This is a genomic window from Telluribacter roseus (assembly GCF_017355915.2).
In the GTDB taxonomy this organism is placed as follows: domain Bacteria; phylum Bacteroidota; class Bacteroidia; order Cytophagales; family Spirosomataceae; genus Telluribacter.
Genome location: NZ_JAFEUV020000005.1, coordinates 287,466 through 307,344 on the forward strand (window position 1 = coordinate 287,466; position 19,879 = coordinate 307,344).

The 19,879-nt window shown below is 50.7% G+C and carries 16 protein-coding genes; 4 read left to right on the forward strand and 12 right to left on the reverse strand.

Going from position 1 to position 19,879, the window contains the following annotated elements; genetic code table 11:
* Positions 1 to 94: 94 nt before the first annotated feature.
* From thrS to JTN23_RS12280, 6 genes are all read right to left on the reverse strand, one after another.
* Complete coding sequence (gene thrS, locus JTN23_RS12255; protein ID WP_247235120.1) at positions 95 to 2,050, reverse strand: threonine--tRNA ligase; 1,956 nt, start codon at positions 2,048 to 2,050, stop codon at positions 95 to 97.
* Positions 2,051 to 2,077: 27 nt separating this feature from the next.
* A complete protein-coding gene (locus JTN23_RS12260; protein WP_247235121.1) occupies positions 2,078 to 3,319 on the reverse strand; it encodes a tetratricopeptide repeat protein in 1,242 nt (413 codons plus the stop codon).
* 49 nt (positions 3,320 to 3,368) lie between these two features.
* Positions 3,369 to 4,256 (reverse strand): class I SAM-dependent methyltransferase, encoded by an 888-nt coding sequence (locus JTN23_RS12265; RefSeq protein WP_247235122.1) that lies wholly within the window; start codon positions 4,254 to 4,256, stop codon positions 3,369 to 3,371.
* A gap of 6 nt (positions 4,257 to 4,262) precedes the next feature.
* A complete protein-coding gene (locus JTN23_RS12270) occupies positions 4,263 to 5,858 on the reverse strand; it encodes a hypothetical protein (RefSeq protein ID WP_247235123.1) in 1,596 nt (531 codons plus the stop codon).
* Positions 5,845 to 6,258, reverse strand: a complete 414-nt coding sequence (locus tag JTN23_RS12275; protein ID WP_247235124.1) for an EVE domain-containing protein — start codon at positions 6,256 to 6,258, stop codon at positions 5,845 to 5,847. The genes JTN23_RS12270 and JTN23_RS12275 overlap by 14 nt, the downstream gene beginning before the upstream one ends.
* A gap of 75 nt (positions 6,259 to 6,333) precedes the next feature.
* Positions 6,334 to 6,801 (reverse strand): DUF2452 domain-containing protein, encoded by a 468-nt coding sequence (locus tag JTN23_RS12280; RefSeq protein WP_247235125.1) that lies wholly within the window; start codon positions 6,799 to 6,801, stop codon positions 6,334 to 6,336.
* Positions 6,802 to 7,001: 200 nt separating this feature from the next.
* On the opposite strand from JTN23_RS12280, the gene JTN23_RS12285 reads away from it, so the two are divergent.
* Both JTN23_RS12285 and JTN23_RS12290 read left to right on the forward strand, forming a co-directional pair.
* Positions 7,002 to 8,072, forward strand: coding sequence for an AMP-binding protein (locus JTN23_RS12285; RefSeq protein ID WP_247235126.1), 1,071 nt, complete (start codon positions 7,002 to 7,004; stop codon positions 8,070 to 8,072).
* A 33-nt stretch (positions 8,073 to 8,105) separates the two neighbouring features.
* Entirely contained in the window at positions 8,106 to 8,891 is a 786-nt protein-coding gene (locus tag JTN23_RS12290; RefSeq protein ID WP_247235127.1) for a hypothetical protein, read from the forward strand.
* Here JTN23_RS12290 and JTN23_RS12295 read toward each other — a convergent pair.
* A complete protein-coding gene (locus JTN23_RS12295; protein ID WP_247235128.1) occupies positions 8,868 to 9,875 on the reverse strand; it encodes a helix-turn-helix transcriptional regulator in 1,008 nt (335 codons plus the stop codon). The genes JTN23_RS12290 and JTN23_RS12295 overlap by 24 nt on opposite strands.
* A 135-nt stretch (positions 9,876 to 10,010) precedes the next feature.
* Between JTN23_RS12295 and JTN23_RS12300 the strand changes: the two genes are divergently transcribed.
* Positions 10,011 to 11,441 carry an aldehyde dehydrogenase family protein gene (locus JTN23_RS12300; protein WP_247235129.1) on the forward strand — a complete coding sequence of 477 codons (1,431 nt, stop codon included), beginning with the start codon at positions 10,011 to 10,013 and terminating at the stop codon, positions 11,439 to 11,441.
* 100 nt (positions 11,442 to 11,541) lie between these two features.
* On the opposite strand, the gene JTN23_RS12305 is transcribed toward JTN23_RS12300, so the two are convergent.
* From JTN23_RS12305 to topA, 4 genes are read right to left on the reverse strand one after another with little or no spacing between them, the layout of a single operon-like run.
* On the reverse strand, positions 11,542 to 12,423 hold the full coding sequence (locus JTN23_RS12305; RefSeq protein WP_247235130.1) for a bifunctional 5,10-methylenetetrahydrofolate dehydrogenase/5,10-methenyltetrahydrofolate cyclohydrolase: 882 nt from the start codon (positions 12,421 to 12,423) through the stop codon (positions 11,542 to 11,544).
* 46 nt (positions 12,424 to 12,469) lie between these two features.
* Complete coding sequence (locus JTN23_RS12310) at positions 12,470 to 13,285, reverse strand: aldo/keto reductase (RefSeq protein ID WP_247235131.1); 816 nt, start codon at positions 13,283 to 13,285, stop codon at positions 12,470 to 12,472.
* A gap of 28 nt (positions 13,286 to 13,313) precedes the next feature.
* The gene (locus JTN23_RS12315) at positions 13,314 to 14,015 is read right to left on the reverse strand and encodes an SIR2 family NAD-dependent protein deacylase (protein ID WP_247235132.1); all 702 of its coding nucleotides are present in this window, start codon (positions 14,013 to 14,015) and stop codon (positions 13,314 to 13,316) included.
* A gap of 6 nt (positions 14,016 to 14,021) precedes the next feature.
* Positions 14,022 to 16,376, reverse strand: a complete 2,355-nt coding sequence (gene topA / locus JTN23_RS12320) for a type I DNA topoisomerase (protein ID WP_247235133.1) — start codon at positions 16,374 to 16,376, stop codon at positions 14,022 to 14,024.
* 310 nt (positions 16,377 to 16,686) lie between these two features.
* Here topA and JTN23_RS12325 point away from each other — a divergent pair, with 310 nt between their 5' ends.
* Positions 16,687 to 18,966 carry an aconitate hydratase gene (locus JTN23_RS12325; protein WP_247235134.1) on the forward strand — a complete coding sequence of 760 codons (2,280 nt, stop codon included), beginning with the start codon at positions 16,687 to 16,689 and terminating at the stop codon, positions 18,964 to 18,966.
* 135 nt (positions 18,967 to 19,101) lie between these two features.
* Here JTN23_RS12325 and JTN23_RS12330 read toward each other — a convergent pair whose 3' ends face one another.
* A complete protein-coding gene (locus tag JTN23_RS12330) occupies positions 19,102 to 19,815 on the reverse strand; it encodes a hypothetical protein (RefSeq protein WP_247235135.1) in 714 nt (237 codons plus the stop codon).
* Positions 19,816 to 19,879: the final 64 nt, after the last annotated feature.

A 19,879-nucleotide genomic window follows, 5' to 3' on the forward strand; every position in this document is an offset into this window, starting at 1 on the left:
ATGGTTTGGTGAGTACTTTGTTTAGGTGAAAAATCAGGTTTAACCTATGCTAACTACAAAAATAATGCCTATATAATTGATTACTAACAGAAAATCAAAAAGTTGCTATAATATTTTTAATTTCATTCTGAAAATACGCAGCAAACTCTCCGATTGTCATAGATCCAAGATCACCTTCTCCTTTCCGGCGTACTGATACCCGGCCCTCTGCGGCTTCTTTTTCACCTACAATGAGCATGTAGGGTACTTTGGTAACTTCGGCATCACGGATCTTACGGCCTATCTTCTCGTCGCGATGATCTACAAATCCGCGGATATCCGTATCCTGTAACTGGAAGAATACCTCATCGGCGTAGTCGGCGTATTTTTCGGAAATAGGCAAGATGGCGATCTGATCGGGAGACAGCCACAGCGGGAACTGCCCGGCGGTGTTTTCGATCAGGATAGCAATGAAACGCTCCATGGACCCAAAAGGTGCCCGGTGAATCATAACGGGACGGTATTTCTGGTTGTCGGAGCCTACGTACTCGAGGTTGAAGCGCTGCGGAAGCTGGTAGTCTACCTGAATGGTACCCAGCTGCCACTTACGGCCCAGCGCATCGCGTACCATGAAGTCCAGCTTGGGACCGTAGAAGGCGGCTTCGCCCAACTCGGTAACGGTAGATAAGCCACGCTCAGCCGACGCTTCAATGATGGCCTGCTCGGCTTTGTCCCAGTCTTCGTCTTTACCGATGTACTTCTGCTTGTTCTCAGGGTCACGCAGGGAGATCTGGGCGCTGTAGTCGTTAAAGCCCAGGCTGCGGAATACGTACAGTACCAGATCAATTACCCGGATAAACTCTTCCTTCACCTGATCGGGACGGCAAAAGATATGGGCATCGTCCTGCGTAAAGCCACGTACACGCGTCAGACCATGCAGCTCCCCACTTTGTTCGTAGCGGTATACAGTACCAAACTCAGCCAACCGCAGTGGAAGGTCGCGGTAGGAGCGGGGCTTGGTCTTGTAGATCTCACAGTGGTGAGGACAGTTCATGGGTTTGAGCATGTACTCCTCATCCGCATCGGGAGTCCGGATGGGCTGGAACGAATCCTTGCCATACTTCTCCCAGTGACCGGAGGTTTCATACAGAGCTTTGCTGCCGATGTGAGGAGTCACTACGGGCAGGTACCCGGCCCGCAGCTGTGCCTTGCGCAGGAAGCTTTCCAGACGCTCACGCAGCATGGCGCCCTTGGGCAGCCACAGGGGCAGTCCCTGGCCTACTTTCTCGGAGAAGGCAAATAGCTCGAGCTCCTTACCCAGCCGGCGGTGGTCACGCTTCTTGGCTTCTTCGATCAGTGTGATGTACTCTTCCAGCTCTTTCTGCTTTGGAAACGTAACCCCGTAGATGCGGGTTAGCATTTTGTTCTCCTGGTTGTTGCGCCAGTATGCTCCCGCTACGTTAGTGATCTTCGCGGCTTTGATAAAGCTGGTACCCGGTATATGAGGTCCGCGGCAGAGATCAGTAAAGCTACCCTGGGTATAGAGGGTAATGGAGCCATCCTCCAGACCGTCGATCAGTTCAAGTTTGTACTCATCGCCCTTCTCGGTAAAAAAGTTGATGGCATCAGACTTACTTATCGGCTTACGTATGTACTCGTTCTTCTGACGGGCCAGTTCCAGCATCTTGGCTTCGATCTTAGGAAAGTCTTCCTGTGAGATAGAGTGTTCGCCAAGATCTACATCGTAGTAAAATCCTTTTTCGATGGAGGGACCGGTTCCGAACTTAACACCCGGATACAGCGCTTCCAGCGCTTCGGCCAGCAGGTGAGCCGATGAATGCCAGAACGTAGACTTGCCTTCATCGTCATTCCATGTAAGCAGCTTGATCTCAGCATCGGATTCAATGGGGCGCGTAGCATCCCACACTTCACCATTTACTTTGGTCGCCAGTACATTTCGAGCTAGTCCTTCGCTGATGCTCAGCGCTATATCCAGACCGGTTGCCCCTTTTGGATATTCGCGCACACTACCATCGGGCAGCGTGATGTTAATATTCGATGAATCGTTCATTCAAGAAATGCTATTAATCGGAATGTATTATTTAATAATGATTTTTCGGCTTGAGTCAGTTCCCATGTTAATGGAGCTGCGTGGCTGAATAGTACTGATTTTTACGCGGGTCGTATCCAGTAATCGTGTCGGCTCCGAGCTTACCTGCCGGTCAGAATTCGATGAAGGGGTAGGTACATAGGCCCCGGCCTCTCTTCGCTGGATGCGCCAGATACCCGCACTGGCCAGCGTATGGCCCGGGGTGAACTGCGATTCTACGGTATAGTGCTCCGCAGCTTTATCATGGAAGCCCAGTCGCTCGTAGGTCAGTCCGACGAGGTAGTTGATCTCGGGAAAATCCGGCCGGTCCTTAAGTACTTTCAGGTACGCATTGAGCGCTGGCTGATACAGCTTAAACTTGGTATTGATGTTTCCGATCTGGTAGTAGGCATCCGTTAGTCCTGGGTTCTGAGCCACGGCGTTCCGGTAGCTGATCAGGGCGCTGTCCAGCTGGCTGGTAGCCAGGTAGATCTGCCCCCTTTCAAAATGCAGTTCAGGATCCTTGGGGTACCTCTTCAAGGCCAGGTTATTGTAGTACAGGGCGTTCTGATGGTCACCCAGCGAGTTCAGTATCCGGGTATTTTGCTGGTAAGCTCTGAGCAGGCGGGGGTTCAGGGTCAGGGCCTGCTTAAAGCTCGAAATACTGGTGAGTGAGTCACCCATCCGGCTTTGCAGCATCCCCTTCACATAGTACGCGCTACCGTCGTAGGGCGACATCTGCAGGGAGCGGTTGAGGTAACGCTGCGCGTCCCGGTACCGGTTTTTCTCCTGTAGGATATCCGCCATCAGGATGTACAGCTCGGAGTTGTCCTGCTGGAGTGCTTCAGCACGCTGTGCATCTTCCAGAGCCGCATCCAGTTTGTTCAGCTCCCGGTTGATCTGTCCGCGTAGCAGATAGTACTCGCCTACGTTATCCTTATAATCAATGGCTTCATTGATATCATTAAGAGCCAGGTTATACTCTTCCTGTCCGAAGTAGATACGCGCCCGCTTAAAATAATTAGCGTCCAGGTCGATCTGGCGTCTGATGTTATTAGTAAGTGCTTCCAGGGCATCCTTGTTCCACTCCGACTTGAGCTTGGCGGTAGGGGTAGGAGGTATGCGCGTAGCATTTCGGGCATCACTTTGACACGAAGCCAGAAAGCCTATAGCAACGCAGGCGGTAAGTACTAACACAGAGCTGAATGCGGACCTACTTCCCTTCATACCCGAGCAATAAATAAGTTTCAAAAATTAGTCAGCTTTTTATTACTGCAAAGTTGAGGAATTAAGATGTATTTTACACGGATAGGTCCGAAAAACGGGAAAAAACTCCCAGCGGCAGCTTTTTGTCAAAAGAGTCCTGCAGGTAAAGCTCCCCAAACTCGTGGTTAGGTACCTTCCCAAAATGCGCCCGGACCAGGTTCTCGATGATCAGTGCCGAGAAGCCCAGTGAGTACAGGTTGATGATAAAGAAGTAGTTCTCTTTCTCCAGGAGCTGGGCACACAGTCCGAGCATCTCGTTAATGTGCTCTTCGAGCAGCCATTTTTCACCGTCCGGTCCGCGTCCGTAGGCCGGTGGGTCCAGGATGAGGCCGTGGTAGCGCTTGCCCCTGCGGACTTCCCGCTTCACAAACTTCATGGCGTCCTCTACCACCCATCGGATATTGTCGAGGCTGCTGAGTTCCATATTCTCCCGCGACCAGCTGATCACCTGCTTTACCGCATCCACGTGCGTAACATCGGCTCCGGCCGCCCGGGCCGCCAGGGAGGCGCCACCGGTATAGGCAAATAGATTAAGAACATTGGGCTTCTGGACCGGCATAAGCGAGAGCTTCTCCGTCAGGTAGTCCCAGTTGGTAGCCTGCTCGGGGAAAAGCCCCACGTGCTTGAAGGAGGATAGCGCCAGCTTGGTACGCAGGTGTAGCCTGCCCGTACGGTACTGGAACACCCAGCGCTCGGGCATGTCTCCTTTGGTCAGCCACTGGCCTTTTTCCTGCGAACCTTTGTCCCGCTTAAACACAGCATCGGAGCGCTTGTTCCACTCCTGCTCTGATAACGACTTATCCCAAACCGCCTGCGGTTCGGGACGAGTCAGGGTATAGGGGCCAAAGCGTTCGAGCTTTTCAAAGCCTCCGGTATCGATTAGTTCGTAGTCGGTATGTTGGGTGGGGGTAAGTAGTAGCACCAGGTATTAGAATGAGATTTTACTTAGATAAAAAACGTTGCGGCGTCCGCGGCTCTGTACGTCACCGGCTGAAGCGTTAACAATACGCTGCTCACCCCAGGCCAGGTAGTAGTTGCCGTACCAGTGGTTGATGTCGTCGGTACTGGTTTTGCGTACCTTGTCGCCTTCCATGCTGGTGGCCAGCGCCACCTGACGATCCCCGTCCACGACGGATTCGCCTTTGATAATTTTGCTCCGGATAGCACCATCGTGAGAGTAAACCAGCTGGGTACGTCCGTTGGGAGTTACCTGCAGGTTTATTTTTTCACGCAGTTCCATGCTCTTAACCCCATCGAAGTTGATACTGTTATCCCACATCAGGTTTCCGTCTTTGCTGATACCGGCTACTATCGCATGGGTGTACACAAAGCCATTGAACACCTGGTTGCTGTAAGTGCCCCGAGGGCCATACATCGGATTCCAGAGCCAGGGGTTGTACAGGCCATAGCCAAAGGGTGAGCCGTACATCATGGGATTGCCCCAGAAGGAGCTCATCCCGTACATGCCGGGGTTCTGGGTGCGGTACTCGGGATAAAATACCTCCGAAACCAGGATGTACTGGTTGTCCTTCTGTACAATATCGTGTACCAGCAGGCGGTAGTTCAGCTTCAGGTCGCCCCCGCTTTCTTTCTTCTTGCGGATCCGGCGCTCCATCTTCTCCTGCTGCCTTTCGTTCATGAAGTTGAAGAAGTTGTCGAAGTCCGTAAAGCTGTGGTACTGGGTGTATTTGACTTCATCGTCCACGATCTTACTGATAAAGAGACCCTGAGAAGCCGCGTTGTTCGTGGTTTGCATGTTGCGGTACCCGTAGGTGCCTATCAAAAGTTTGACCGAATCGTTAAGTACCTGCAGGCGGCCATTGAGCAACGAGTACTCGTCCTTGGGATCTACCATTACCTGCGAGTCCAGTTGACCCCTCTCGTCGTAGGAGCGGGCCACTATTTTAATCTGCTTTCCTTTCTTAACGGCAAAGCTCACGTTGACCAGGCGGTGCGTGGTATCAATCTCGATGGACTGGATGGCATTGGAGCCCCGGATGGCCGAAGGCAGCACCTTGGTCTGCAGGTTGAGGAGGTTGGTATGGATCAGTATGGGCTCTTCTTTGACCATACCTGCCATAAACACCGAGTTACCCAGGGTCTTGAAATCCGTGATCTGGAAACGATCCAAGGTATTGATGGTAAATGTCTCGACAAATCCGGGACCTATATTGACCTTTACAATCTGGTAAATATTGCTTCGGAACCGGCTGAACAGCAGGAAAGCCGCCTGCCCGTCGTAGGTGGATGACACTAGGTCAAGATTGGCTTCGATGGTACCATCAATGGACCACACGCGGTCCAGATTCACATCAAACTTTTGGACATTGTAGGTACTGCGCGTAGGCTTGGATACCAGCAGGACGCCCTTTTCCCCCAGCGGAATCGTCTGATAGGCTTCACTGCCGACTGGTACGGGCAGTTCAACACGTTTGACGTCTTGCGAATAGAGGGGGGAGTGGAAGAGTGTAACGGTAAATAGCAGGAGGAATGCTGACTTCAGCATTGCATTAGTTTTGTTCATGGGCTAAACCTAAGATTATATCAAATTCTTCGGGCCGTAGGGGAAGGACGGATAAGCGGGACTGACGAATGAGCGACAGGTCCTGGAGACGGGTATCGGACTTCATCTGGCTGAGACTGACCGTACGGGGAAACCGCTCAACGGGTACCAATTCTACTACCACCCAGCGCGGGTCATCGATAGTAGGGTCGGGGTAGTTTTCCCGGCTGACTTTGGCCAGTCCTACCACTTCTTTTCCTTCATTGCTATGGTAAAAAAGAACCAGGTCGTTCTCCTTCATTGCCATCAGGTTATTACGCGCCTGATAGTTCCGTACGCCATCCCATATGGCTCGCTTTTCATTAACGAAATGATCCCATGAATATTTGAAAGGTTCAGATTTTACAATCCAGTAGTTCATTAGAGTTGAATAGAGATAATATAAAGAGGATTTACTGCTTGAATAGGGGCCTTTGAGGTCTTTGATAACATATGATTATTCGGAAGTGCCTGGCTGAACATCAGCCTGCTCTTCCTCCTGGTTGTACGCTACATCCCAGGTGTGGTCAGCCAGCATATGGGCCCTGGCTACAAAGCGTCGGAAGGGTCGGGAGCGCCCCCACTCATTGGGAGCAATCATGGAGAGTACATCCGTTCCATCCTGCCGCTCGTATAGATAATAGGTATGGTTGATGACCGGCTCAAAACTCATCTGGGCCGAGTAGATCCGCTCCGATACCTCCACCCGTTTTTTTATGAGATTGGCCTGCTCGGCCAGAAGCTGCATTTGCTTGTAGATCTGGGCCATCTGCAGGTCTGTCTGCTGTCGCATAGCCAGCACCGATCGGCCTTTTACCTTACCCATATCCTCCGGACGGATCACGGCTCCACCTACGGTGTGCCCGTATTCCATCAGGCCCGGATTCTGGGCAATTTTTTCATTTTCTTCTTCCTGATCTGACATAGTACCTCCTTTGATTGGCCGAAATTAAGGTTGTTTATCTTACCTTCAAAAACTAATGATTAACTTTCGGGTCTAAAAAACACTTAAAAAGTAGTACCCGAACCACTTGTCATCTACCAGTACCGGACACTTGTTCTGTGATAATATTAAATCTAAGCCGAACTTAGCACACCTATCACCTACACTAGCACCAGCACCCTATGCACTGGCATACCAACCGACGACTGATCGCTTCGCAGGCTGTACCCGAGCCTGAGTACTTCCGGTTGGCTTATGATTTTCTTAGATCCTGGTCCCACAACCAGCCCCACTACCAGTTGCATACGTCCGGCTCCACCGGAGAGCCTAAGCCCATTACGCTGCTTCGGGAGCAGTTGGTAAGCAGCGCGCATCTGACGGGTAAAGCCTTGCAACTACCCAAAGGTACCCGTGCGCTGGTGTGTCTGAATGTGCGCTATATTGCCGGGGTTATGATGCTGGTGCGGGGGATGGAGCTGGACTGGGATCTTACTATTGTAGAGCCGTCGGGGAATCCTTTGCTGCAGGTACCTACCGATCATGCGTTTGACTTCGTAGCTATGGTACCCCTGCAGTTGTCCACTATTCTGGAAAATAAGGAAACGCGCAAACGGGTGAGCAGCCTCGGCAAAGTACTGCTGGGAGGGGCTCCGGTCGGAGTGGCTCTGCACGAGCAGATCCGACGGATGAGCATACCCGTGTGCCAGAGCTACGGCATGACCGAAACGGTATCGCACGTGGCGCTGCGGCTTCTGAACGGAAAGGAGGCCAGTGATGACTTTACGCTACTGGAAGGGGTAGAGTTCGGACTGGACCAGCGGGGATGCCTGTACGTATCAGGACCAATGACGCTCCACCAGACCGTTCAGACCAATGATCTGGTGGAAATTACCTCGGAGCGCAGCTTCCGCTGGATCGGGCGCGTTGACAATATAATCAACTCCGGAGGCATCAAGATACCACTGGACAAAGTGGATCAGCTAGTGGAACAGATTTTATATGACATTGGATGTCCTTTTGACTGTTTCAGCTGGTTTGAACCTGACGAAAAACTAGGGCAGAGGCTAATCCTTGTGGTAAAGAATCAAGATATTTATTTCCCGGCCGATAATGTCTGTAGCGAAATGAAGCGAAGGGAATCGGTATATCTGGTTCCTAAACACATCTACTTCGTGGATGAATTCATTAAGACCCCAACCGACAAAGTTGATAAGAGGCGTACGGTAGCACTGCTGAAACGAGTAGATGAGTAAACACAACAAATAAGAAATACAACGATACCTTGCATGAGAACTGAACATCTGCGATACAATGAGGTACTGATTAACTACCAGACTGCCCCCGTAGTACCTGCTCCTTACTCTTATTACTACACGATGCGTATAACCCCTGCCGATGGAGCTGGTGTACACGTGCAGTTTGATATGAAATACCTGGATAGGGAGGAGCTTGACGAAGACGAGATTATAGGGGAAGGATTTACCCTGAATGATGATTTCTCATGGCAGGGAGATTTGCCCCAGGTGTGGGCTACGGAACTGAACTCTATTCTCACCCACAGCCAGTACGTAGAAGAGGCTGAGGATAACGAATTGGAAGAGTTCATTGAAGTAGTACTGACCCAGCAGGGGGATGCGGAGTCAGGTAGTCCGGAGGATAAGGAAACCTGGGCGTACTTCCTGCAGGAGCTGATGCAGGCTATTTACGAAGCCGCTGGTCGGGAGAAACAGTTTGAGATGGAATACCTGCGGATCAGCAACAAAAAGGAAACCTGTATCAGCCTCAATGCTTCCTTTGTCAATAAGACCTTCTCCGTACAGCTGGATAAGCAACCCCGGGAGCAACTAGCCTGGAAAAAGCTGGAAGATGTAATGGGTACCGTGTTCAAGGCGGAGTTTGTGCCAGATCAGGCGTACGAGAGCCGGCCCAACCAGGATGGCGTCTACCTCACTACCGGAGATGGACTATGGTACAAGCTGGGTGAGTCGGTACTGAATCCTACACCCAAGAGCAAGGTACTGACGCAAATAGAAAATCTGTTCGATAAACTAGAACGACGCGTTACGGTCTAGCTCGTGGCGTAGCTCGTCTACCAGCTCTCTGATCCGGTCTACTGATGGGGCCGGTTCGGGGAGTCCAAGACTTACAAATGCTTTCACTTCCCATACTTCCAGCACGTCCTTGATGGATATCTCCGTGCTGGGTACACTGGCTATATCCGAGCTGAGTAGCAGGATGCCTTTGATCTTGACCTGATTGTAGGCCCGACGGTACACGATCCCCTGATTTCTGAGAATGAATACGTAGTTGGTGCCGTCTTTGATTTCGTACCAGTTACGTACAAATGACCCCACCAGCAGCGCTCCCGGAAAGGCAAAGTCGTCGCCGGCTTCGAAAGCCCGGTAGTTGCCCGAAGGCAGGTTGGGCAGCTGAAACGTAGGCAGCCGGTTCAGGAAAGAAGGGTTCTGGTAGTTGTGCAGGTAGTCAGCTACGGTACTGCTTTTGACCCACTGGATGGACTGGTGGGAAAGCTGATGGTCATCGTGCTTGCTACCCACGCCGTTGCTCGCTCCATCGTACTGATTATTGAACTGAGGAGGCTGGAATCCTGACTTAGCGGTATACACGGACTCCCTTTGGTAAGTGGAGCCACCCGTGTGAACAGGCTTCAGAGCCACCTGGCGGGACACCATACGCAGCGTAGGCCTGGGGCGCTGGTACTTATCAAGTATCGCTGACAAAAGCTGGGGAGCAGCTGGTTCATGTAACAAAGGGGGAGGGGGAGGCGGCGGCGGGGGCGTCTGATGTACAGGGGGCAAGGGAAGACCTAGTTCAGGTGTATCCCTGATTTTCCGCAGATCATTCTTCAGCAGGTTATCCACCGACACCCCAAAGGCCAGCGCCATGTTCTTCAGGTTGGTCAGGTTGGGGTTGGCCCGCGCCTCTTCATAAGCACCTAGTAGCGAACGCTTAATTCCTATTTTACGGGCAAACTGCTCCTGGGTCAGACCATTCAGCCGGCGTAGGTACTTTATATTGTTGCTTACGATGCTCATAGATGATGCTTGTTAAAGCAATATAAAGGATTTTGACAAAATATTTAGTAAAAGCTGATTTAAGCAAGCTATTACCTTATTTTTTCTCGTAATTGTTATTATTTACAGTATATCTTAGGTAGTAAATCATAGGCTATGGATGTACCATTAGTAAAACAGGATATACAGCAGGAGGCCCGTCGGCTCTTCGAGAAGCAGAGGCAGTTTGCCTCAAGAATGGCGCAGACTACTGCATCAGAGCGGATCGAGCGCCTCAACCGGCTGTACAACTACCTGCTCAGCCATCTGGAAGAAGCGCAGGAGGCTACCTACCGTGATTTCAGGAAACCGGCGGCCGAAACCATGCTGGGGGAGATCTACGTCCTGACCAGCGAAATCAAGTACACCAGCAAGCACCTCCGGCGCTGGATGAAGCCCCAAAAGGTACCTACGCCCCTAGGCGCCATTGGTACCAGTAGCTATATCCAGTACGAGGCCAAGGGCAATGCTCTTATTATCTCTCCCTGGAACTACCCCATCAACCTGGCCCTGAAGCCGCTCATCTCAGCCATAGCTGCCGGATGTGTGGCTATTATCAAACCCTCAGAACTCACTCCACATTCATCGGCCTTTGTTCGTAAGGTAGTGGAAGCGGTATTTCCACCTGAAGAGGTAGCGGTCATGGAAGGAGGCATGGACGTATCGCAGGCGTTACTGGCGTTGCCTTTCAACCATATCTTCTTTACGGGCAGCCCCCAGGTAGGTAAAATAGTGATGAAAGCAGCGGCCGAGCACCTAGCTTCGGTAACGCTCGAACTGGGAGGCAAATCTCCCACCATAGTGGACGAAACGGCCGATATAGCTGCTACGGCCCAGAAAATTGCCTGGGGTAAATTTCTTAACAATGGTCAGACCTGCATAGCTCCCGATTACGTGATGGTGCATTCTGGGGTGAAAAGCCGCTTTATCGATGAGTTCAGGAAGGCCGTGGCATCTATGTACAATCAGGACGGAAAACCTACCGAAGACTCCGATAGCTACGCCCGGATTGTGAATGACCGTCACTTTCAGCGGCTGAAGTCGTACCTGGATGATGCCATTAATAAAGGGGCTTCGGTAGAGCTGGGAGGAAAAACCATAGCTGCGGATAACTTCATCGAGCCTACCCTGATCACCGGAGTTAATGATTCGATGATGCTGATGCAGGAGGAAATATTTGGTCCGCTGCTGCCGGTGATGGAGTACCATGATCTGCGGGAGGCCGTCAACTATATCAATGCGCACGAGAAGCCACTGGCCTTATATGTACACAGCCGGAGTGACCGTAATGCCGATTACGTACTATCCAGTACCAGCGCCGGTAATGCCCTAGTAAATGAGCTCCTTTTTCAGTTCGGAAACCCCGAAATTCCCTTCGGAGGGGTCAACAACAGTGGTATCGGCAAGTCCAACGGCTACTTCGGCTTCCAGGAGTTCTCTAACGCCAAAGGAGTGATGAAGCGGAAGTTTGGTACTACCCGTTTTCTGTACCCACCTTACACCGATAAGATCAAAAAGCTGCTCAACTTTATGGTGAGGTACTTGTAAGGTGGGTAGGGTTTATGTGGTTAGGTAGTAGCATAAAGCACTAAAAAAGCAGCAGGAAACACCGTGGTGATTCCTGCTGCTTTTTTATCAATACTGACTACTACTTATATATTTCCTTCCGGGCAGCCATGAGGGTGTTGGTCAGGAGGCCACAGATAGTCATAAGGCCTACACCACCCGGTACCGGGGTAATGTAGCTGGCCTTGGGAGCTACATCCTGGAAGTTTACGTCGCCTTTGATCGCGAAGCCGCTTTTCTTGCTGGCATCGACTACCCGGCTGATTCCTACGTCTATTACTACGGCTCCTTCTTTGACATACTCAGCCGTTACAAATTCAGGACGCCCCAGCGCTACAATCAGAATATCGGCCGACTGGCAGATTTCTTTCAGGTTCTGGGTCTTGCTGTGACAGATGGTGACGGTACAGTTGCCGGGGTAGGTATTGCGCTGCATCAGGATGCTCATGGGCAAGCCTACGATCTGGCTGCGGCCAATCACGACGCAGTGCTTACCGGCCGTTTGGATATCCGCCCGCTTCAGCATTTCGATGATTCCGAAAGGAGTAGCCGACAGGTAGGCAGGTAGTCCCTTGCACATACGGCCTACGTTGATAGGGTGGAAGCCATCCACATCCTTGGCCGGATGTACCGCTTCCATGATGGTATTCTCCGAAATGTGCTTAGGCAGCGGAAGCTGTACAATAAATCCATCTACGTCGGGATCGTTATTCAGTTGCTCTACGGCACCCAGAAGCACAGCCTCGGTCACGTCTGAGTCAAAGCGAAGAAGGGTAGAGGTAAAGCCAATCTCTTCGCAGCTCCGGATCTTGGAGGCTACGTAGGTTTCGCTGGCTCCGTCGTTCCCTACCAGTATAGCGGCCAGATGTGGCTTTTTCCCACCTTTAGAAGTCCAGTAGTCTACTTCGGTTTTGATTTCGGCTTTGATCTGCGAGGAAATCAGTTTTCCGTCAAGGAGTTGCATGCGTTTTATTTAATAAGGGGTAGTTTGGTTTAATAAGGGTCGGGTACTATAAATAGGTCATCGGGTCATCGGCCACGCGGGTACCATCATGAAGCTGATTCAGAGCGTCCATCTCCATAGGAGTCAGCTCAAAGTCCCACACATCAAAGTTCGCTTTGATACGCTCCGGATTCACCGACTTAGGTATCGTGACTACCTGGTGCTGCATGGACCAGCGGATCAGTACCTGGTAGGTTGACTTCCGGTGCTTTTTGGCAATGTCAACCAGTACCGGATGCTGAGCCTTTTCTCCCCGTACCAGCGGAGCGTATCCTTCGGGTTGGATCTTGTGATGGATACAGAAGTTAACCACGTTGGGCAGGTACAGGAAGGGGCTAAACTCAAACTGATTGACCGCCGGAATGACATTGGCATACTCAAACAGTTCTTTGAGGTGAGGCTCGTAGTAGTTGGATATTCCGATGGCCCTGACCCGCTTCTCTTCGTATAGCTTTTCCAGCGCCTGCCAGGTTTCTTTCAGATCCTTTCGGACCGGCCAGTGGATCAGGTACAGGTCTATGTAGTCTGTCTGGAGTCTTTTCAGGCTCTTGTCGTAGGCCCGCAGAGTTTTGTTATAGCCCTGCTCGTCGCGCCACACTTTGGAGGTGATGAATACCTCCTCCCGCACGAGTCCGCTGTCTTTGAATCCCTGACCTACTTCCTCCTCGTTCTGATAAATGCTGGCGGTGTCCAGGAGCCGGTAGCCTACTTCAAGGGCGGTAGTTACGGCATTTCGGACCTCGTTCTTCTCACCGGGCGCGTAAATACCCAGGCCCAAGATGGGCATCTTAACGCCGTTATTTAATAGAACGCTGGATTGCATAGTGGCTCTATGGGTTAATAGTAAGCATTTATTGAAGAAGGTACTCTTTGAGTCGGGCAGCGCCGACTGTAGCCTTCTCCTGAATAAAAGTCATGTTGGATCGTCGGGATACTTCAGGCATGGACGGATCGATGAGGTAGATGGGTACACCACCACGTACGTAGTAGATCAACCCGGCGGCCGGATATACGGCCAGCGAGGTACCAATCACCACGAAGATATCCGCTTGTTCGGTGATCTCCACGGCGGTTTCCATCATGGGTACTTCTTCACCAAACCACACGATATGCGGGCGAAGCTGACTACCGAGTTCACACAGGTCTCCCTGGTTCAGTTCCGTACCTTCCAGCGTATAGACCAGCTCCGGATCTTTGGTACTTCTGACCTTGAATAGTTCACCGTGCAGGTGTACGACATGGGTTGATCCGGCTCTTTCGTGCAGATCATCCACATTCTGCGTGATGATGGTTACGTCAAAGTGGTCTTCCAGTTCGGCCAGGATCCGGTGGGCTGCATTGGGCTCGGCGGTGCGGGCCTGTTGACGGCGCTGGTTGTAGAATTGGAGTACCAGCGCCGGATTACGATGCCAGGCTTCGGGGGTAGCTACGTCTTCAACCCGGTGGTTTTCCCACAGTCCGCCACTATCGCGGAATGTTTTGATGCCGCTTTCGGCACTTATTCCTGCTCCTGACAGGACCACCAGTTTCTTCTTCGCTTCCCCCGTAGCCATAGTTATTTAATCCTTTTTTGTCTTTTTAGCAGCGGTTTTACGCCCTCCCTTGGCTTTGGCGGCAGCCGGTTTCTCTTCTGTACCTTCGGCCAGCTTCAGCACATCCTCATAGGTGAGGGAGGTAGGTTCAGTACCACGAGGTATCTTGATATTACGCTTACCAAAAGCTATGTAGGGGCCGTACTTGCCGTTTAACACCTTGGCGTTTGGATTCTCGTCGTACTCGCGTATGATCCGGTTGCTTTCCTGCTTGCGCTTCTCCTGAATAATCTCAATGAGCCGCTCTTCGGTCACGGCCATGGGATCATCCGTAGGCGAGAGAGAGTAGAACTTATCGTCGTGCTTGACGTAGGGGCCGTACTTACCTATGTTTACCACCATTCCCTTGTCTTCGTAGAAGCCTACCTCACGGGGTAGCTTGAAGAGTTCCATGGCTTCCTCAAAGGTGATGGTCTCCATGAGCTGGCCTTTCTGCAGGCTGGCAAACTTGGGTTTTTCTTCGTCCTCCACATCCCCGATCTGCACGTACGGGCCGTACTTACCTACCCGTACAGATACCTTTTTGCCCGAGTTAGGGTCTTCGCCCAGTTCGCGGGTGGTGAGGCTGCGGTCTATCTTTTCGCCTTCGGCTTCCGCTACTTTCTTATGGAAGCCTTTGTAGAAGTTATCGATCATTCGCTGCCACGATACTTTCCCTTCGGCGATGTTATCGAAGTCTTTCTCTACGTTGGCCGTAAACGAAAAGTCAACTATATCCTGAAAATGATTCACGAGGAAGTCATTTACGATCATACCCGTACTGGTCGGGAATAGCTTGGCTTTCTCGGTACCGTAGGTTTCTTTGCTGACTTTCCCTTTGATCTCATTATTCCTAAGCGTTAACTCCTTGAACTCCCGCTCCTGACCGGGCCGGTCTTCCTTCACCACATAGCCACGGCGCAGAATGGTAGAAATGGTAGGTGCATAGGTAGAGGGACGCCCGATACCCATTTCTTCCAGCTTCTTTACCAGACTCGCTTCAGTATAGCGGGGAGGGTTACGGCTGTATCGCTCGGTAGCTTTCATGTCCGACAGGTTGAGCTGCTGGCCAATATTCAGGGGAGGCAGCATACCTTTCTGCTCTTCATCCGAATCATCATCATTCGATTCAAGATACACCTTCAGAAAGCCTTCAAACTTTATGACTTCACCCTGGGCTACCAGCTCTTCCTTCGTAGTAGAGATGCCGATGGTAGCAGTAGTACGCTCAAGCTGGGCATCGGACATCTGCGAGGCAATGGCCCGCTTCCAGATCAGTTCGTAGAGGCGCTGCTCGTTGCGGTCCTTGCTGGCCACCAGCGTCGAGAAGTCGGTAGGACGAATGGCCTCGTGCGCCTCCTGAGCTGATTCAGACTTGGTTTTATAGGTGCGCCGCTGATGAAACTCGGTACCGTATTCGCTGTTGATCTGATCCTTGGCTTTACCCATGGCCTCTTCCGACAGGTTGGTGGAGTCGGTACGCATATACGATATCTTACCGGCTTCGTAGAGCTTCTGAGCGATGGTCATGGTCTGTGACACCGAGAAACTCAGCTTGCGGGAAGCTTCCTGCTGTAGAGTGGAGGTAGTAAATGGGGGCGCTGGTGATTTTTTAGCGGGTTTGGTTTCAAGGTTTTTTATGGAGAATTCGGCCTGGATGCACTTCTCCAGAAAAGCATACGCTTCGGCTTCCTTGTCGAAGTTCTTGGGAAGCTCCGCGTTCAGGATCTTTCCATTCCCCAGATCAAAACGGGCCGTCACCTTAAAGCTGCTCTTCGACTGGAAGGCATCAATTTCGCGCTCACGATCCACTATCACGCGAACCGCGACCGATTGCACCCGGCCAGCCGAAAGGGATGACTTACCGATACGTATCTTCTTCCAGAGTACCGGCGAAAGCTCATACCCTACCAGGCGGTCCAGAATACGGCGCGCCTGCTGGGCATTGACCAGATCAAGATCTATATTACGGGGACGCTCAATGGCATTCTGAAGCGCTGACTTGGTAATCTCTCTGAACACGATCCGCTTGGTGTCGTCGGGCAGTCCCAGGGCCTCTTTGAGGTGCCATGATATCGCCTCACCTTCGCGGTCGTCGTCCGTCGCCAGCCATACCTGCTCGGCTTCCTTGGCTAACTTCTTTAACTCATTTATTACTTTAACCTTATCAGCTGATATTTCATAAACAGGTTTAAAGCCATTCTCAACGTCAACACCCATATCATGTTCGGGTAGGTCCCGAACGTGTCCAAAGCTCGATTTTACAGTAAAATCTTTTCCTAAATAGCTCTCTATTGTCTTGGCCTTCGCCGGTGATTCTACGATCACCAGATTCTTTGACATAATAACTTTATTTAATGGTAACGGCGCTAAGATTGCTCAAATATAGGTCAGAAACTAACAAATCGTAAACAGCCGGTGTAAATGGATTGTTACAAATCATACAACCGACCTGATTTTGCAAAAGGTTCTGAGGGGGCTTTTTTTATTCTTGGCTACTGATTGTAAATACTATCCTAATTAGAAGAAAATTGAAATTAATCAAGAAAAAGCAGATAAAAATCTCGCAAAAAAGAATCGTGAAACCGGTAACGTACGGGGATTTTTGTAATTTTAGGCGTCTTTTAAATAAAAGTAATCTTTCACAATAATTATGGCATTTGACATAGACATGATCAAGGGCGTGTACGCCCGTATGGGGGAGCGTATCGAGTCTGCCCGTAACGTGGTAGGCCGTCCCTTAACACTCGTTGAAAAAATCCTATACTCACACCTTTGGGAAGGTAATGCAGCCCAGGCTTACGAGCGTGGTAAATCATACGTCGATTTTGCACCAGACCGTGTAGCTATGCAGGATGCTACGGCTCAGATGGCCCTGCTGCAGTTTATGCAGGCAGGTCGTCCGCAGGTAGCGGTACCTTCTTCTGTTCATTGCGATCACCTGATCCTGGCTGAAAAGGGTGCCGAGCAGGATCTGCTTGATGCTAACAATAAGAACAGGGAAGTATATGATTTTCTTGCATCTGTTTCAAAAAAATATGGTCTTGGCTTCTGGAAGCCCGGATCAGGTATTATACATTCTGTAATTCAGGAAAACTACGCATTCCCCGGTGGAATGATGATCGGTACCGACTCACATACGCCTAACGCGGGTGGAGTAGGTATGATCGCCATTGGTGTGGGTGGTGCTGATGCCAGCGACGTAATGTCAGGTCTGGCGTGGGAGCTGAAGATGCCACGACTGATCGGTATCAAACTTACCGGTAAACTAAGCGGTTGGGCTGCTCCTAAGGATGTTATTCTGTGGGTAGCTGGTCAGCTTACTGTAAAAGGAGGTACCGGTTATATCATTGAGTACTTCGGTGAGGGAGCCGAGAGCCTTTCGTGCGCTGGTAAGAGTACAATCTGTAACATGGGTGCTGAGGTAGGTGCTACTACTTCTATCTTCGCCTATGATGACAAGATCGACTCGTACCTGCGTGGTACTGACCGTACAGATGTAGCCGATGCTGCTGCTGCCGTAAGACAGCACCTGCGCTCAGACGACGAGGTATACGCTAATCCTGCACCTTACTACGATCAGATCCTGGAGCTTGATCTTTCGACCCTGGAGCCGCACATCAACGGACCATTCACTCCGGATTTGGCGTGGCCTCTGTCTAAGTTTGCTCAGGCGGTTAAAGAAAACGAGTGGCCGGAGCGTCTGGAAGTAGGTCTGATCGGATCATGTACCAACTCATCGTACGAAGACCTGACCCGTTCGGCTTCTATCGTGGAGCAGGCTGCTGCCAAGAATCTGAAAGCGAAAGCGGAGTTTACCATCACACCAGGTTCGGAAGTAATCCGTTACACGGCTGAGCGCGATGGTATCTTCAAAACGTTCGAAAAGATTGGTGGGGTAGTACTTGCCAATGCGTGCGGACCTTGTATTGGTCAGTGGGCTCGCCACATGGACGATCCTTCACGTAAGAACTCCATCATTACTTCATTTAACCGTAACTTCGCCAAGCGTAACGACGGTAATGCCAGCACGCATGCATTCGTAGCTTCTCCTGAGATCGTTACGGCTTTCGCTATTGCCGGTGACCTTACCTTCAACCCCATGACAGACACCCTTACCAACGAAAATGGTGAGCAGGTGATGCTGGACGAGCCACAGGGTATCGAACTGCCGGTACGTGGCTTCGCGGTAGAAGATGCCGGTTTTGTAGCTCCTGCGGTAGATGGTAGCCAGGTAGAGGTACTTGTAAGCCCTACTTCGGATCGTCTGCAGCTGCTCGATCCTTTCAAAGAGTGGGAAGGTACTGATATCACGGGTCTGCGACTGCTGATCAAGGCGAAAGGTAAGTGTACTACTGACCACATCTCGATGGCTGGTCCATGGCTGAAGTACCGTGGTCACCTGGATAACATCTCCAACAACCTGCTCATCGGTGCCATCAACGGGTTCAATGATAAGGCTAACAGCGTTAAGAACCAGCTAACCGGCGAATACGGTGAAGTACCTGCTACGCAGCGTGCCTACAAAGCCGCCGGTATCGGTACTATCGTGGTAGGTGACGAAAACTACGGTGAAGGTTCATCACGTGAGCACGCCGCTATGGAGCCACGTCACCTGGGTGTTCGTGCGATCCTGGTGAAGTCTTTCGCCCGTATCCACGAGACCAACCTGAAGAAGCAAGGTATGCTGGCCCTGACTTTCGCCAATCCTAACGATTACGAAAAAGTACACGAGGACGATACTATCGATATCGTAGGTCTGCAGAACTTCGCTCCTAACCAGCCTCTGACCGTGGTACTGCACCACGCCGATGGTTCGAAGGACGAGATCACTGTAAACCATACCTACAACCAGCAGCAAATCGAGTGGTTCAAGGCTGGTTCAGCTCTGAACATCATCCGTAAGCAGGTAGAAGCTGGCAAAGTAAGCTAATTGACTTACAGTAGCTTAGCTATTTGTAGCTGAATGCCTGGTTTAATAAAAGAGCGGCAGCCCGTACGGGCTGCCGCTCTTATTTTTGGAATAGTACGTATAATCTGCTACTTAACTATCAGGAATGCTAGGGCTTTACTTAGCGGACAGTTCATTACCATACTTCAGTAGGGCTTTTAACTCTTCTTTATTAGTGAAGTTGGTTTTGTGTTCCTTCATGTACTCGTTAAGTGCCTTTTTATGATCCGAATATAATCTTAGCAGGCTGCCCCTATTAGCCAGGTAAATGGCGTTATTATTATCTACCAGATAGTAATTTTCATGCCTTGCCAGCAGCACATCTCCTTTTATATCCAGATGCTGTACCCTTCCATTATGATCTGAATAGGTTTTGTAGCGTGTAATCGAGGAAGCACCGGACGACTGGTTGTACCCCCCCATCTTTTCACTACGTACCTGGATCAGCATGGGGTGGATAGCGAGCTTCACCCCTTCGGAATCATTCACTACTTCGACAAATCCCACCTTGGGGTTATACAGGTACTGGTCATCGGCTATTTTGATATTCTTGATCGTATACTCATTGGCAAGGGCCATGGTATCACCACGGGGATTCAGGAACTGCATCTCATTCAGAAGTACATTGTAGTTGAGCTTCGTGTCAATCGTAGTACCGTTAAAGAAGAAGATAGTACCTGTGGTGAAGTTAGGGTAACGGTACTGATCTTTTAACGAAACAGACTTACGCAGATCTTCCACATTTTTCACCCGTATGATATTCTGAGACTGAGCCCAGAGGAATGACGTATAGCATGAGCAAATAGCGGTCAATAGCATTATTTTTTTCATAGCTGGATGGGGTTATAGAGATAAAGAAAGAGTGAGTGGAAAGTTCATCCTTAAAAGGAAAACT